Source organism: Streptomyces sp. NBC_00029, from assembly GCF_045160505.1.
GTDB lineage: Bacteria > Actinomycetota > Actinomycetes > Streptomycetales > Streptomycetaceae > Streptomyces.
Genome location: NZ_CP108292.1, coordinates 5,907,108 through 5,922,010 on the forward strand (window position 1 = coordinate 5,907,108; position 14,903 = coordinate 5,922,010).

Annotated in this window: 16 protein-coding genes; 7 read left to right on the forward strand and 9 right to left on the reverse strand. The window is 71.1% G+C overall.

Features of this window, described 5'->3' with window-relative positions; genetic code table 11:
* A complete protein-coding gene (locus tag OG753_RS27765) occupies positions 1-903 on the forward strand; it encodes a carbohydrate ABC transporter permease (RefSeq protein WP_383196560.1) in 903 nt (300 codons plus the stop codon).
* 7 nt (positions 904-910) lie between these two features.
* A complete protein-coding gene (locus OG753_RS27770; protein WP_327264373.1) occupies positions 911-2,392 on the forward strand; it encodes a glycoside hydrolase family 3 protein in 1,482 nt (493 codons plus the stop codon).
* A gap of 166 nt (positions 2,393-2,558) precedes the next feature.
* Here OG753_RS27770 and nagB read toward each other — a convergent pair whose 3' ends face one another.
* Both nagB and OG753_RS27780 read right to left on the reverse strand, forming a co-directional pair.
* A complete protein-coding gene (nagB, locus tag OG753_RS27775) occupies positions 2,559-3,344 on the reverse strand; it encodes a glucosamine-6-phosphate deaminase (protein ID WP_327264374.1) in 786 nt (261 codons plus the stop codon).
* A gap of 118 nt (positions 3,345-3,462) precedes the next feature.
* Positions 3,463-4,224 (reverse strand): SDR family oxidoreductase, encoded by a 762-nt coding sequence (locus OG753_RS27780; protein ID WP_327264375.1) that lies wholly within the window; start codon positions 4,222-4,224, stop codon positions 3,463-3,465.
* 84 nt (positions 4,225-4,308) lie between these two features.
* Here OG753_RS27780 and OG753_RS27785 point away from each other — a divergent pair, with 84 nt between their 5' ends.
* Both OG753_RS27785 and OG753_RS27790 read left to right on the forward strand, forming a co-directional pair.
* Positions 4,309-4,905 (forward strand): TetR/AcrR family transcriptional regulator, encoded by a 597-nt coding sequence (locus OG753_RS27785; RefSeq protein WP_327264376.1) that lies wholly within the window; start codon positions 4,309-4,311, stop codon positions 4,903-4,905.
* Between the two features lie 417 nt (positions 4,906-5,322).
* Positions 5,323-6,792, forward strand: coding sequence for a PAS domain-containing sensor histidine kinase (locus OG753_RS27790; RefSeq protein ID WP_327266927.1), 1,470 nt, complete (start codon positions 5,323-5,325; stop codon positions 6,790-6,792).
* Between the two features lie 169 nt (positions 6,793-6,961).
* Here the strand turns inward: OG753_RS27790 and OG753_RS27795 are convergent, their stop codons facing one another.
* Both OG753_RS27795 and OG753_RS27800 read right to left on the reverse strand, forming a co-directional pair.
* Positions 6,962-7,219: a WhiB family transcriptional regulator gene (locus OG753_RS27795; RefSeq protein WP_003953983.1), complete on the reverse strand. Its 258-nt coding sequence runs from the start codon at positions 7,217-7,219 to the stop codon at positions 6,962-6,964.
* Between the two features lie 324 nt (positions 7,220-7,543).
* Positions 7,544-8,509, reverse strand: coding sequence for a diacylglycerol kinase family protein (locus OG753_RS27800; protein ID WP_327264377.1), 966 nt, complete (start codon positions 8,507-8,509; stop codon positions 7,544-7,546).
* Between the two features lie 84 nt (positions 8,510-8,593).
* Between OG753_RS27800 and OG753_RS27805 the strand changes: the two genes are divergently transcribed.
* A complete protein-coding gene (locus OG753_RS27805; protein ID WP_405790540.1) occupies positions 8,594-9,052 on the forward strand; it encodes a hypothetical protein in 459 nt (152 codons plus the stop codon).
* A gap of 33 nt (positions 9,053-9,085) precedes the next feature.
* On the opposite strand, the gene OG753_RS27810 is transcribed toward OG753_RS27805, so the two are convergent.
* From OG753_RS27810 to OG753_RS27820, 3 genes are all read right to left on the reverse strand, one after another.
* Positions 9,086-10,126, reverse strand: a complete 1,041-nt coding sequence (locus tag OG753_RS27810; RefSeq protein WP_327264378.1) for an RNA polymerase sigma factor SigF — start codon at positions 10,124-10,126, stop codon at positions 9,086-9,088.
* Complete coding sequence (locus tag OG753_RS27815) at positions 10,123-10,536, reverse strand: anti-sigma regulatory factor (protein WP_030012703.1); 414 nt, start codon at positions 10,534-10,536, stop codon at positions 10,123-10,125. Before OG753_RS27815 ends, OG753_RS27810 begins: the two co-directional genes overlap by 4 nt.
* A gap of 205 nt (positions 10,537-10,741) precedes the next feature.
* Positions 10,742-11,002, reverse strand: a complete 261-nt coding sequence (locus OG753_RS27820; protein ID WP_327264379.1) for a UBP-type zinc finger domain-containing protein — start codon at positions 11,000-11,002, stop codon at positions 10,742-10,744.
* A gap of 211 nt (positions 11,003-11,213) precedes the next feature.
* Here OG753_RS27820 and OG753_RS27825 point away from each other — a divergent pair, with 211 nt between their 5' ends.
* Positions 11,214-12,794: a Na+/H+ antiporter gene (locus OG753_RS27825; protein WP_327264380.1), complete on the forward strand. Its 1,581-nt coding sequence runs from the start codon at positions 11,214-11,216 to the stop codon at positions 12,792-12,794.
* Here OG753_RS27825 and OG753_RS27830 read toward each other — a convergent pair.
* Entirely contained in the window at positions 12,776-13,693 is a 918-nt protein-coding gene (locus tag OG753_RS27830; protein ID WP_405790543.1) for a 1-aminocyclopropane-1-carboxylate deaminase/D-cysteine desulfhydrase, read from the reverse strand. The genes OG753_RS27825 and OG753_RS27830 overlap by 19 nt on opposite strands.
* A 278-nt stretch (positions 13,694-13,971) precedes the next feature.
* Between OG753_RS27830 and OG753_RS27835 the strand changes: the two genes are divergently transcribed.
* Entirely contained in the window at positions 13,972-14,169 is a 198-nt protein-coding gene (locus OG753_RS27835; protein WP_327264382.1) for a superinfection immunity protein, read from the forward strand.
* 53 nt (positions 14,170-14,222) lie between these two features.
* Here the strand turns inward: OG753_RS27835 and OG753_RS27840 are convergent, their stop codons facing one another.
* A complete protein-coding gene (locus tag OG753_RS27840) occupies positions 14,223-14,813 on the reverse strand; it encodes an N-acetylmuramoyl-L-alanine amidase (protein WP_327264383.1) in 591 nt (196 codons plus the stop codon).
* Between the last annotated feature and the right edge of the window lie 90 nt (positions 14,814-14,903).

Below are 14,903 nucleotides of genomic sequence, written 5' to 3' on the forward strand. Positions count from 1 at the left end.
GTGACCACCACGTCCACCACGTCCACCGCGACCCCGCGCGCCGAAGGCCCGAAGCAGCCCGAGCAGCGCAGACGGCGGGGGCAGCGCGGAAAGTCCAAGCTCGGCTGGAACCTCCTCGGCCTGCTGGTCTTCGCCACCGCGGGCTTCCCGGTCTACTGGATGCTCAACACGGCCTTCAAGCCGTCCAAGGAAGCGATCAACCCCGATCCGCAGTTCTTCCCGCACACCTTCACGCTGGACAACTTCTCCCGCGCGCTGGACGTCGCCGACTTCTGGGGCCCGGTCGGCCGCAGCCTGATCGTCTCGCTCGTCGTGGTCGTCATCGGCATCGCCGTCGGCATGCTGGCCGCCCTGGCCATCTCCCGCTTCGCCTTCCGCGGCCGCAAGGTCGTCATCGTCGGGATCCTCGCCGTCCAGATGGTCCCGCTCGTCGCGATGATCATCCCGGTCTTCCTGCTCCTGAACGACCTCGGTCAGTACGACAAGCTCACCGGCCTGATCATCACGTACCTGACCTTCGTCCTGCCCTTCACCGTGTGGACGCTGCGCGGCTTCATCGTCAACATCCCCAAGGAGCTGGAAGAGGCGGCCATGGTCGACGGCTGCACGCCGACCGGCGCCTTCCTGCGGGTCGTCTTCCCGCTGCTGGCCCCGGGCATGGTCGCCACCTCCGTCTACGCCTTCATCCAGGCGTGGAACGAGTACCTGTACGCGCTGATGCTGATGAGCCAGCAGAACCAGACCGCCACCGTCTGGCTCGGCAACTTCACCACCAAGCACGGCACCGAGTTCGCCCCGATGATGGCCGGCTCCACCATGATGGCCGTCCCGATCGTGGTCCTCTTCCTCATCGTCCAGCGCAAGATGGCCGCGGGCCTCACCGCCGGCGCCGTGAAGGGATAACGGCCCCATGACTGTTCTTGCGCACCGCACCGACACGGTCACCCGCGACGCCCTCGCCGTCCTCCAGCCCGGCTTCGAGGGCACCACCGCCCCCGACTGGCTGCTCCGCCGGATCGGCGAAGGCCTCACCGCCGTCGGCCTGTTCGGCCGCAACATCGCCTCGCCCGGACAGCTCGCCGCGCTGACCGCGCAGCTGCGTACCGAGCGCGACGACGTGCTGGTCGCCATCGACGAGGAGGGCGGCGACGTCACCCGCCTGGAGGTCCGGGGCGGCTCGTCCTTCCCCGGCAACCTGGCCCTCGGCGCCGTCGACGACACCGGCCTCACCAGGGACGTCGCCCGCGAGCTGGGCCGCCGCCTCGCCGAGTGCGGGGTCAACCTCAACTGGGCCCCGTCCGCGGACGTCAACTCCAACCCGGACAATCCCGTCATCGGCGTACGGTCCTTCGGAGCCGACACCCACCTCGCCGCCCGGCACACCGCCGCCTACGTCGAGGGCCTCCAGGCCGCCGGCGTGGCCGCGTGCACCAAGCACTTCCCGGGCCACGGCGACACCAACGTCGACTCGCACCACGCCCTGCCGCGCATCGACGTGGACCTGGACACCCTCCAGGTCCGCGAACTCGTCCCCTTCAAGGCGGCCATCGAGGCCGGCACCAAGGCCGTGATGAGCGCGCACATCCTGGTGCCCGCCCTCGACCCGACCCGCCCCGCCACCCTCAGCCCGCAGATCCTGACCGGCCTGCTGCGGCGGGAACTGGGCTACGAGGGCCTCATCGTCACCGACGGCATGGAGATGCACGCCATCGCCGGGACGTACGGGATCGAGCGCGGCTCGGTCCTGGCCATCGCGGCCGGTGCCGACGCCATCTGCGTCGGCGGCGGACTCGCCGACGAAGCCACTGTCCTGCGGCTGCGCGACGCGCTGGTCGCGGCCGTCCGCGAGGGAGCGCTCCCCGAGGAGCGCCTCGCCGACGCCGCCGCACGCGTCCGCGCGCTCGCCGTATGGACCCGCGAGGCCCGGCCGGACGCGCAGCCGGAGGGGAGCCGCGCGTCCGGCATCGGGCTGACCGCCGCCCGCCGCGCCCTGCTCGTCACGGGCTCGGCCAAGCCGCTCTCCGACCCGTACGTCGCCACGCTCGCGCCCGTCGCGAACATCGCGGTGGGGGACGAGACCCCGTGGGGCGTGGCGGCCGAACTCGCCGAACTGCTTCCGGGAACCGGGTCGGGCGTCTACCCCGAGGGCGCATCGGCCGGGGACATCCTGGCGGCCGCGGGGGAGCGCACCGTCGTCGCGGTGGTGCGTGACGCACACCGGCACCCCTGGATGACCGAGGCCGTCGACGCGCTGGTCGCGGCCCGGCCGGACACGGTCGTGGTCGAGATGGGCCTGCCGCGCGCCGAGCCGCGCGGGGCCCTGCACATCGCCACGCACGGCGCCTCGCGCGTCTGCGGCCGCGCAGCCGCCGAGGTGATCGCGGGCGCCTGACCCGCCAAGAGCCCCTGACCAGGGCGGCAGCCCCTGTGCCGGACACCGTCCGGGGCAGGGGCTGTCGGGCGTCCGGGGCCGGTGGACCGGTGGACCGGCGCACGGCGAAGGGCCGGACTCCCCGTCAGGGGATGTCCGGCCCTTCGCCGTGGCGTGTGCGTGGGGTCTACAGCCCCTGCCAGGAGGGCTTGTTGGCATAAGTGTGGCGGAAGTAGTCGGCCAGCTTCAGCTTCGAGGCGGCGGCCTCGTCCACGACCACGGTGGCGTGCCGGTGCAGCTGCAGCGCGGAGGCCGGGACCAGCGCGGACAGCGGGCCTTCGACGGTCTGCGCGACGGCCTCGGCCTTGCCCTCGCCGGTGGCCAGGAGGACCAGGTGGCGGGCGTCGAGGATGGTGCCGATGCCCTGGGTGATGACGTGGTGCGGCACTTGGTCCAGGTCGTTGTCGAAGAAGCGCGCGTTGTCCACGCGGGTCTGCTCCGTCAGCGTCTTGATGCGGGTGCGCGAGGCGAGGGAGGAGCAGGGCTCGTTGAAGCCGATGTGCCCGTCCGTGCCGATGCCCAGCAGCTGGAGGTCGACGCCGCCGGCCTCGGCCAGCGCTCGGTCGTAGGACTCGCACGCGCCGACGATGTCCTCGGCCGAACCGTCGGGGCCCATGAAGGACGCCTCGGACAGGCCGAGGGGTTCGACGACCTCGCGGAGCACCACCGCGCGGTAGGACTCGGGGTGCCCGGCCGGCAGGCCGACGTACTCGTCGAGCTGGCAGATCCGGGCGCGGGAGGCGTCGACCAGCCCGGCCCCGACCTTGGCGGCGAGGGCCTCGTAGACGGGCAGCGGGGTAGAGCCGGTCGCCACGCCGAGCAGGGCGTCGGGCTTGCGCCGCACCAGGGCGGCCATGGCCTCCGCGATGAGCTCGCCGCCTGCCTTGGCGTCCGGGACGATGACAACTTCCACGCGGGGCCTGCCGATCTGGAGTGGGTGATGTGGTATAGACCAATCTAGCAGAGGCCGACGGGTTCGGCGGGGGTCCCGCCGTTATCCATGGTGGTCCGGATCCGGGCGCCCGGCCCGCTCAGAGCAGCGCGAGCTGCAGGCCGCCCGTCGCGTCCAGGTGCTGGCCCGTCACCCAGCGGGAGTCGGGCGAGGCCAGGAAGGCCACCACGTCGGCGACCTCCTGCGCCGTGCCCACCCGGTGGAAGACGGAGCGGGCGGCCAGGTGGGCCCGCGTCGCCTCGTCCGCGAGGAGGCCCGCGTTGAGGTCGGTCGCGGTGATGCCGGGGCCGACCGAGTTCACGGTGATCCCGCGCGGGGCCAGTTCGGCGGCCAGCGACCGGGTCAGCGCGTTCGCCGCGCCCTTCGCCGTGACGGTGGCCAGGATGGCCGGCAGGGCGATGTCCGGGGTGCCGGTCACGTTCACGATCCGGCCACCGTCCCGCAGCCGCTCCAGCCCGTACTTGATCACGAAGAACGGCGCCTTGGCGTTGAGCGCGTGCGCCCGGTCGTACGTCTCCTCGTCGGTCTCCCTGATCCCGGCGAAGATCGCCGCCCCGGCGTTGTTCACCAGGATGTCCACGCCCTCGGTGTGCGCGGGATGGGCCCCGTACGCCGCCCAGAGGGCCTGTGCGTCGCCGGGGACGCCGAGTTCGGCCCCGATGGCGAAGGCCCGTCCGCCGGCCGCCCCGATCGCGTCGACCGTCTCCTTCGCCGCCACCGCGTCACGCCCGTAGTGCACCGCGACCAGCGCCCCGTCCCGAGCCAGCCGCTCGGCCACCGCCCGTCCGATGCCCCGGCTGCCGCCGGTGACCAGTGCCGTCTTCCCCTTGAGCACGCCCATGGCGCGCCCCCCTTCGCTCATCACTAGTGGTCGCTACAGAAATGACCGTACCAGATTCCCTAGCGCCCGCTATAGAATGCGGGCATGGTGACCGGACAGCGCGGCAGGCCCCGTTCCTTCGACCGCGACGCCGCCCTCGACAAGGCGATGCTCGCCTTCTGGGAGCGCGGCTACGAAGCGACCTCCATCGCCGACCTGACCGCCTCGCTCGGCATCAGTGCGCCCAGCCTCTACGCGGCCTTCGGTGACAAGCGCACGCTCTTCGGCGAGGTGGTGGCGGTGTACGGGGGCCGGTACGGGGACTTCGCGAGCGTGGCGCTGGCCGAGGAACCCACCGCCCGGGCGGCCGTCCACCGCATCCTGCGCGAGGCCGCCGAGGTCTACACCGACCCGGCCCACCCGCGGGGCTGCATGGTGATCAGCGCCGCGATCAACACGACCTCGGACGAGGTGGCGCAGGCGTTGCGCGAGCGGCGCAACGCCAACCTGGAGATGTTCGAGAGCCGGATCCGGGCCGACATGGCCGCCGGCGCGCTCCCCGCGGACACGGACGCGCGGGCGCTGGCCCGGTACGCCGGAGCGGTGATCCAGGGGATGTCCCAGCAGTCGCGCGACGGGGCGAGCCGGGAAGAGCTGGAAGCGGTGGCGGAGCGGGCCCTGCTGGCCTGGCCGGCGGAGTAGCCGGCGGGGGAGTCCGCCGGGCTTTCGTCCCGGGATGTTCACGGGAAGTGCCGCGGGGCGCGCCACGGAGAGTTCCTCTGGGCCACGGTGCAGGACGGGACCCTCGACCCGCCCGGCACCGTAGCCCGGAGTACTAACGGCCGACAGGTGTGCGGTTCCCGACGGCCGGTGGGAGGTGCCTGCGCGGTCAGGGCAGAGCGCGCGGCTTACCTCGATCCGTCCTCCTGTGCGGGGAGGGCGGAGGTTCTTCCATCAATTGTGGACTAGACCATTCTGTTCTGTCCATCCAATGACAGGGCCTGGAAACCCGTCACTTCCTCCAACAGTACGCGGCTCGCGCCCCGCTTGGATACTCCTGAGTACCGTCGTGGGCAAAGTCATGGCGCGTACCCGGGGTACGCTCGCAACGTGCCCTCCATGAACGACCTCGTACGCCAGCACACCGCTCTCGGTGAAACCGACCTGGAGTGGCTCCACCTGCTGGTCTCGGAGTGGCAGCTGCTCTCCGACCTGTCCTTCGCCGACCTCGTGCTGTGGGTGCCCACCCTCGACGGCACGCGGTACGTCTCGGTCGCCCAGATGCGTCCGAACACCGGTCCCACCTCGTACCAGGACGACATGGTCGGCCACCTGGTGCCGCGCGGCCGCCGGCCCCTGCTGGACGCCGCGCTCGACGAGGGCCGGATCGTGCGCGAGGGTGACCCTGAGTGGCGGGAAGAGGTGCCGGTCCGCGTCGAGTCGATCCCGGTCCGCCGCGAGGGCCGGGTACTGGGCGTGATCGCGCGCAACACCAATCTGCTCACTGTGCGTACACCGAGCCGGCTGGAGCTGACCTACCTCCAGTCCGCCTCCGACCTGGCCCAGATGATCGCGGCCGGCTCCTTCCCCTTCCCCGGCCAGCAGGTCGACATGGACGCCTCCCCGCGCGTCGGGGACGGCCTGATCCGGCTCGACGCCGACGGCGTGGTCACGTACGCCTCCCCGAACGCGCTCTCGGCCTACCACCGGCTCGGCCTCGCCTCCGATCTCGTCGGCCAGCACCTTGGCAAGACCACGGCCGAACTCGCCCCGTCCCGCGGACCGGTGGACGAGGCCCTGGTCAAGCTGGCCAGCGGCTGGGCCCCCCGGGAGACCGAGGTCGAGGGCAACAGCGGGGTCATCCAGCTGCGCGCCATCCCGCTCAAGCCGAAGGGCACCCGGATCGGCTCCCTGGTGCTGTGCCGCGACGTCACGGAACTGCGTCGTCGCGAACGTGAATTGATCACCAAGGACGCGACCATCCGGGAGATCCACCACCGGGTCAAGAACAACCTCCAGACCGTTGCCGCACTGTTGCGGCTGCAGTCCCGCAGGATGGATTCGCCGCAGGGCCGCGAGGCGCTCAACGAGGCGGTGCGCCGTGTCGGATCGATCGCGATCGTGCACGAGACGCTGTCTCAGAACCTCGACGAGCGGGTCGAGTTCGACGAGATCGCCGACCGGGTCATCGCGATGGTCTCGGAGATCTCGCCGGGCAAGGTCGACTGCCGGCGCACCGGAAGGTTCGGGATCCTGGACGCGGAGGTCGCCACTCCGCTGTCGATGGTGCTGACCGAGATCCTGCAGAACGCCCTGGAGCACGCCTTCACGCAGGGGGAGCGGGGCACCGTGGAGGTGGCCGCGATCCGCAGCGGAACCGGCCGCACCGATGGCCGGCTGCTGATCACCGTGCTCGACGACGGCAGCGGACTGCCCGAGGGATTCGACCCTCAGCGGGCCGGCAACCTCGGGCTGCAGATCGTACGGACCCTCGTGGAGGGGGAGCTCGGCGGCACGTTCGACATGCTCCGGGCCGAGCCGCGGGGCACCAAGGTCGTCCTCGACATCCCGTCCAGCCCGCAGAAGTAGCACCCGCAGCATGACTCTGTGTGACCGTCGGTCCTCATCGGACCGGTCGGCGCCGGACCCCGAACAGCACTGAGCCCCGGACCGAATGCTTCGGTCCGGGGCTCAAGAGCACGTTGCTGAGCGCTTATCCGGTTACTACGCGCTGCGCGTCGAGGCTCGAAAGTCGTTGTCAGGCGCTGGCGTTGCGCGCCCGGTTGCGAGCGGCGCGGCGCTTCATGGCGCGGCGCTCGTCCTCGCTGAGACCGCCCCAGACGCCGGAGTCCTGACCGGACTCGAGCGCCCACTGCAGGCACTGCTCCATGACGGGGCAACGGCGGCAGACGGCCTTGGCTTCCTCGATCTGCAGCAGCGCAGGACCGGTGTTGCCGATGGGGAAGAAGAGTTCCGGGTCTTCCTCACGACAAACGGCGTTGTGACGCCAGTCCATGGCTGCTCCATCTCCTTGTATTGCGAACAGGTTGCTTGTGAATGTGAACGCTTTCACGAATCCCCCCGTGAGGGAAGGGTGACCGCCCGGTTTCACGCGGGTGATCCATCAGAGATTCGTGGAGGGGTTCTGGCGGTCTGTGTGGGTGCCGGGTGTTGCGGGCTGTCCCGATCGCCATGAAGAGATTCGCAAACCTCGGACGGGGATACAACCCCTTCCGGAAAGTTTTTTTTGATTCGTCGGTGTCTACTAGGTCACAGCCCTACATCGTGAGGGTGGACCGGCGTGTAAACGTTCGAGTGAAAGGCCTTCGGGCCCTTCTACTCACACAATCACACGCAGTGCACGGCGTACGCCTGTGAACCGAACGCTGGTGCGCAGTCCGAGGTGATCGCCGTCCATCTGGAACGGAAGCGGAACCTTCGAATGCAAGGTGAAGTCGGTCAGATCGTGCAGAGACACCGCGTGCTTGCCGTGTGGACCCCGCTCAGGAGTGGAGGTCAGGAGCTGTGTCGCGTACCGCGCGACCGCCGGAGTTGACAAACGGTTCAGTGCCAATACGTCAAGCGCAGTATCGAACGAGGCTTCGGGGGAGGCGTAAAGGGGACGATTCCCCAGATACGTCCACGGTGAGGTATTGCACACTATCGACAGGACCAGATCGGTCACCGGGTCAGCTCCCGGGCGCTCCAGCGTGACCGTGCCGTGCCGCCGGTTCGGCTCCTCCCAGAACTGGCGCATCAGCTGTCGCACATACAGGGCGTGCGTCGAACGCTTGCCGCGCTCCCGCTGCTGCTCCACCCGGCCCACCACCCCGGCGTCGAAGCCGAAGCCCGCACAGAACGTGAACCACCGGGCCGGGACCGACTCGTCCTCCGTGCCCGGGGTGCCGGCCGCCAGGCCCAGACCCACTGTCCGCTCGCGCTGCTCGCGCAGCGCGTCGAGGAGGGCGCCGGTCGCCTCGACCGCGTCATTGGGCAGTCCCAGGGCGCGGGCGAACACATTGGTGGAGCCGCCGGGGACCACGGCCAGTCGGGGCAGCCGGTCCGGATCGGGCCCGTTGTGCAGAAGTCCGTTGACCACTTCGTTGACCGTGCCGTCGCCGCCCAGTGCGACGACGAGGTCGAGCCCCTCGTGGGCCGCCTTGCGCCCGAGATCCCGCGCGTGGCCGCGGTACTCGGTGGTGATCGCCTCCAGCTTCATTTCGCTGGCCAGGGCATGGATCAGGACGTCACGCGTGCGCGCACTGGTGGTCGTCGCTGCTGGGTTGGCCACGAGAAGTGCACGCATGAGCGCCAGACTACCCACCCCTTCAAATGTCGACCCTACTGCCCGTCCCCTCCGGGGCCCGGGGCGCGCCGCTACCCTGCTGGAGTGAGTAAGAAGCAGCCCGCGAACGCCCCCGCCCCCGCTCCCGCCGCCGACCTCCCGACCGCCGCGCTGCCCGGTCGGCTGACCGCGGCCGCCGCGCTCACCGCCCTGGAGGGCCTGGCGCTGGCCGGCCTCGGGGTCTACATGCTCTTCGTGGGGATCGCCGGCGACCCCGACTCCCCGCAGCAGGCCGAGACGGGCGGGATCACCCTGCTCGCGCTCGCCGCGCTGCCGCTGGTCGCGGCCCGCGGGCTGCGACTGGGCCGCCGCTGGAGCCGCGGCCCGGCGCTGATCACCCAGCTGATGGCGCTGCCGGTGGCCTGGACCCTCTACAGCGCCGGCGGTGCGATGATCGCCGCCGCCGTGGCGCTGGCCGTGGCCGCCGTGGCCGTCGTGGCGCTCCTGGTGAATCCGACGGCGACCGAGGCTCTCGGTATCGGGCCCGGGGAACAGGCCCGATAACCGGTCGTCCGGTCGTGCCGCCCTCGCCGGCGCCTACTCCTCGACGAGGAGCTTCTCGCGGAGCTGGGCCAGGGTGCGGGCCAGCAGCCGCGAGACGTGCATCTGGGAGATGCCGACCTCCTGCGCGATCTGCGACTGGGTCATGTTGCCGAAGAAGCGAAGCAGCAGGATCCGCTTCTCCCGCGGGGGCAGGCCCTCCAGCAGAGGCTTGAGGGACTCGCGGTACTCGACGCCCTCCAGGGCCTCGTCCTCCGCACCCAGGGTGTCCGCGACCGCCGGCGACTCGTCGTCGGTGTCCGGGACGTCGAGGGAGAGCGTGCTGTAGGCATTGGCCGATTCCAGCCCCTCCAGCACCTCCTCCTCGGAGATCCCCAGCCGTTCGGCCAGTTCGTGCACCGTCGGGGAACGGCCGTGCTGCTGGGACAGTTCGGCCGTGGCCGTCGTCAGCGAGAGCCGCAGCTCCTGCAGACGACGCGGCACCCGCACGGCCCAGCCCTTGTCACGGAAGTGGCGCTTGATCTCGCCGACCACCGTGGGCGTGGCGTACGTGGAGAACTCGACCCCGCGGTCCGGGTCGAACCGGTCCACCGACTTGATGAGGCCGATCGTCGCGACCTGGGTCAGGTCGTCGAGCGGCTCACCGCGGTTGCGGAAGCGCCGCGCCAGGTGTTCCACCAGCGGCAGGTGCATCCGTACCAGCCGGTTGCGCAGCTCGGCCTTCTCCACCGACCCGTCGGGCAGTGCCCGCAGCTCGATGAACAGGGCCCGCGCGCCACTGCGGTCGCGCGGATCCGGCAGCGCATGGCTCACCGGGAGCACCGGCGCCGCCGGTACCACCGGTGCCAGTTCCGGGGCCGCGGCAGCGGCCTCGGTCGGCTGGGATGGTTGTGGTTGTTCCTGCTGGTTCTCGCTCATAGGGCCCGCCCGTCGCTCCGCCGAGTCCAAAAAGCCGTCTTCCGCATCCGCGTCAGCCGGGTGCGGCCGGGCGTGCTGCTGCTCCGGGATGCCGCCGTCGACCTCGTGCCGTACCCGGGGCCGATCCCCGCCCCGCACCGGGATCTCCCCGCCGCTCACGCCGGGCCTGGTCCCGCGCCGCGCTGTTTGTAGAGGCTGATGCTCACCGTCCGGTTCTCCTCGACCGTGGCCTCGACCTTGCCGGCCAGCGCCGACAGGACCGTCCACGCGAACGTGTCACGCTCCGGTGCGCGCCCGTCGGTGGTCGGCGCCGAGACGGTCACCTCCAGCGAATCGTCGATCAGCCGGAACACGCAACTGAGGACGGAGCCCGGCACGGCCTGCTGGAGCAGGATCGCGCAGGCCTCGTCCACCGCGATGCGGAGGTCCTCGATCTCGTCGAGGGTGAAGTCCAAACGTGCCGCGAGACCGGCCGTGGCCGTCCGCAGCACCGACAGGTAGGCACCCGCAGCGGGCAGCCGGACTTCCACGAAGTCCTGAGTCCCGGGCTCGCCTGCGATCTGGGACACCCTCACCTCCAAGGTGGTACGAGCTCTGTTCGCCGGTGACGCTATCGCGATCCGGGCGATCGTGTCGCGGCACCCCTCTTGGTGCCCGCTTCGAGCACCCCGCCTGCGAGCCAGTGACTGATGGTAAGCCCATGGGTACGCACAGTGGCTAGGGGTCTGCGGGGCCCAAATCAGGGGAACCGGCGGAGGGTTGAACTACCCCGCTTCAGACGATCGAACCGTCGACAAAACACCATCGCCAGGTCTCGCCCGGTTCGAAGCTCCGCATCATCGGATGCCCGGTCTCCTGGTGGTGCGCGGTGGCGTGCCGGTGGGGCGAGGAATCACAGCAGGCCACGTGCCCGCACCCCAGGCACATCCGCAGCTGGACGGGGTGGCTGCCGAGCGCCAGGCACTCGGAGCAGGTCTGGTGGGAGGGCACCGGTTCGGGACGCGGCAGTTCGGCAACGTGGGTGCACTCGCTCATTGCATTCTCCTTGTACCGGACCCCGGCCCTCAGTCTCGGGGCGAACCACGCGCACGGGCCGGAGCGACGATGCAGCGGAGTGTCGTTGCGTCACGCTTTGACCGGAGCTTGATCTCGTACAGAATACGTTCCCGCCGTGTGAGCCATGAGGATCTCCTCAGTCCAACGTGCTCGTTCGGGGCGAGCGGCCGACGATTGAGGTGGATCTTCGATGGAGGTATTGCCGCTGGTGGCGCTGATCGCCGGCAGTGCGGCCGTCGCGGGGCTGGCGCGCCGGACCCCGGTGCCCGCGCCGCTGCTGCTGGTCGCCGCCGGACTGCTGGCCGGCTACGTCCCGGGGGTGCCCGAGTACACCCTCGACCCGCACATCGTGCTGCCGCTGCTGCTCCCGCCGCTGCTGTACACGGCGGCCGTGGACAGCTCGTACCTGGACCTGCGCGCGAACGTCCGGCCGATCGCGATGCTCTCGGTGGGCTACGTGCTCTTCGCGACGCTCGCCGTCGGATACGCGGCGTACCTGCTGGTGCCGGGGCTCTCCGTGCCGGTGGCGCTGGTGCTGGGAGCGGTGATCGCCCCGCCGGACGCGGTCGCCGCCACCGCGATCGCCCGCAAGCTCCGGCTGCCGAACCGGATCACGACCATCCTGCAGGGCGAGTCCCTGGTCAACGACGCCACCGCGATCACCGCCTACAAGGTGGCGCTGGCCGCGGCCGTCGGGGTGAGCGCCGGCTGGGCGGGCGGCATCGCCGAGTTCCTGCTGGCCTCGGTCGGCGGGATCGGCGTCGGCCTGCTGCTGATGGTGCCGATCCACCACCTGCGCACCCGCCTGAAGGAGCCGCTGCTCCAGAACACCCTCTCGCTGCTGATCCCCTTCGTGGCCTACGCGGCCGCGGAGCGGGTGCACGCCTCCGGGGTGCTGGCCGTGGTCGTGGTCGCGCTGTACCTCGGGCACCGGAACTGGCAGGTCGACTTCGCCACCCGGCTCCAGGAGGAGGCGGTGTGGAAGGTGGTCGCCTTCGTGCTGGAGTCGGTGGTCTTCGCGCTGATCGGGCTCCAGCTGCCGGTGGTCCTCAAGGGACTGGGCGAGTACAACGGCCTGCACGCGGCCTGGTACGCGACCGCCGTGTTCCTCGCGGTCGTGGTGGCCCGCTTCCTGTGGGTCTTCCCGGCGACCTTCGTGCCCCGCTGGATGTCGCCGCGGATCCGGGACCGGGAGCCGGAGACCGACTGGAAGGCCCCGGTGATCGTGGGGTGGGCCGGGATGCGGGGCGTGGTCTCGCTGGCCATTGCCTTCTCCGTGCCGATGTCGGTGCCGCACCGGAACCTGATCCTCTTCCTGACCTTCACCACCGTCATCGGCACGCTGGTGGTGCAGGGGCTGACGCTGCCGCCGCTGATCCGGGCGCTGAAGCTGCCGCCGAAGGACGTGCAGGCGGAGACCCTGGCGGAGGCGCAGGCCCAGAGCGAGGCCTCGCGGGCCGCCGAGGAGCGGCTCGCGGAGCTGCTGGAGGAACCGGAGAACAGCACGCTGCCGCCGCCACTGGCGGACCGGCTGCGGACGGTGCTGGAACGGCGGCGCAACGCGGTGTGGGAGCGCCTCGGTGAGGTCAACCCGGAGACGGGGGAGTCGGCGGACGACATCTACCGGCGGCTCGCGCGGGAGATGATCGCGGCCGAGCGGGAGGTCTTCGTGGCGCTGCGGGACGACCGGCGGATCGACGACGAGATGCTGCGGGCGCTCCTGCGCCGGCTGGACCTGGAGGAGGCAGCGGCCTACCGGGAGGAGGGCTGACCCGTGATGACCGCGGCCAGCGCGCTGCCGCGGGCGACGGCGCCCGACGCGGTGAGTTCGGTCAGGGCCCAGAGCAGCTTGGCCACGTAGATCCGCTCGACCGGGAGCCCGTGGCGGTCCTCGAAATCGGCGGCGAAGGCCTCCAGCGGGGCCGGGACCCGGGCGTAGCCGCCGTGGTCGAAGCCCTCGGCCAGGCTCCATTCCCCGGCCGGGCCCCCGAAGGCGGCCGCCTGGAGGGAACGTATCTCCGCGGCCAGGAAACCGCCCGCCAGGACCGGAACCCCGAGCGCCCGCTGCCCGGGGGCCAGCCCGGCCGCGAGGCCCGCCAGGGTCCCGCCGGTGCCGCAGGCCACCGCCACCACGTCGGCGGCACCGCGCAGCTCACGGCCGAGTTCGGCGCAGCCGAGCAGGGCGAGGGCGTTGCTGCCGCCCTCGGGCACCACGTACGCGCCGCCCGCGCCCGCTGCCTCCACCAGCCGTGCCAGCTCCTGCGGCTCGGCCTTGCGGCGGTACTGCGACCGGGACACGAAGTGCAGCCGCATGCCGTCGGCCGCGCACCGGGCGAGGGAGTCGTTCAGGGGCCGCCCGGCCAGCTCGTCCCCGCGCACGATGCCGGTCGTCCCCAGCCCGAGCAGCCGCCCGGCGGCGGCGGTGGCCAGCAGGTGGTTGGAGTACGCCCCACCGAAGGTGACCAGCCGATCGTGACCGCCGTCCAGGGCGGCGCGGAGATTGGGCGCGAGCTTGCGCCACTTGTTCCCGGGCAGCTCCGGATGCACGAGGTCGTCCCGCTTGAGCAGGAGCCGTACGCCGTGCCGGTCGAACCGCTCGTCGCGGATCTCCAGCAGCGGGGACGGCGGTCGGGGCTGCAGGAGCGCGTCAACGTTCGCGGGGCGATTCACCCGTCCATTGTGGGCGCACCCGCCCGTGCCGTCGCACGTCAGAGCCCGGCCCCGCGTCGGTCCGGAACCCGAACAGCATGGTCGTGGCGTGGGCGGTGGTCACCGACGGGGAGGGGCGGATCCTGCCGCAACGGCGACGGGAGCGCCGGACCTCGGCAGAGCGCGCACCGGCTGTGACGGGGTGCGGGCGGGCGGGAACGGTGCCCGAGGGGTTCTTCACGTGCAGTGGGTCATCAGTGATGATGGGTCGTCAAATCCGTTGATCCTGGGGGGAATTCATGAGCTCCGGCAGTGATGCGATTCCGTTCGGCGTGGTGGGGCTTCTGGTCATCGTGCTGGCCTATTTCATTCCGACCGCCGTCGCGTTCGGGCGAGGGGTGCCCAATAAGGGCTCCGTGCTGGTGGTCAACCTGTTCTTCGGCTGGTCCGTCGTGGGATGGGTGATCGCGCTCGCCATGGCCGCGCGCAGCAGGTAGCGGCGCTCCGTCGTCGCCCCCGGCACGGTGCCGGGGGCGACGGCCCGGGGCGGCTACTTCAGGCGTTCGCCGATCCGGTCGCGCATGGCGTCCATCGTGAAGCCCCTGGGGTCGGGCTTGCCCGGCTGCCATTCGCGGTGGCCGATCACCGAGCGGGCCGTCCAGCGGTGGATGCGGCAGATGGCGGCCGAGGCGCGGGCGATGGCGTCGAGCTGGACCGCCGGCCAGGGGTCCTCGCCGTCGCCGAGGTTCTCGCACTCGAAGCCGTAGAAGTGGCGGTTGCCGTCGGTGTCCGTCTCGTTGTCCGGGGGGAGCCGCTTTTCCGCGATCACCGCCGCCAGGACGTCGGAGTCTCCCGAGCCCGCGTGGTTGGCGCGGCCGTAGCCGACCAGGTGGACGCGGCCGTCCTTGGTGATCACGCCGTGGCAGAGCGGGCCGGGCAGGGCGCTGTGGCCCGCCCGGCAGAGCTCGACGGTGCGTGCCGTGCCGCGGGTGACGGTGTGGTGGATCATCACCCCGTGCACGGGGCCCCAGGGGCCCTTGTGGTTGCGGTTGTGGGTGCGCCAGGCGCCGACTTCGACGACGGTCAGACCTTCGTTCCGCAAGGCGTTGATGAAACGGTCCGCGGACATGGGTGCGGCCATGGCCGCCTCCTTCGTTGCGGTGCGCGACGGGCACCCTCTGTGTCCGTCTCGTCACCCTCCGGTTTAGTGGAGGCGACCCTTCCGCGGCTA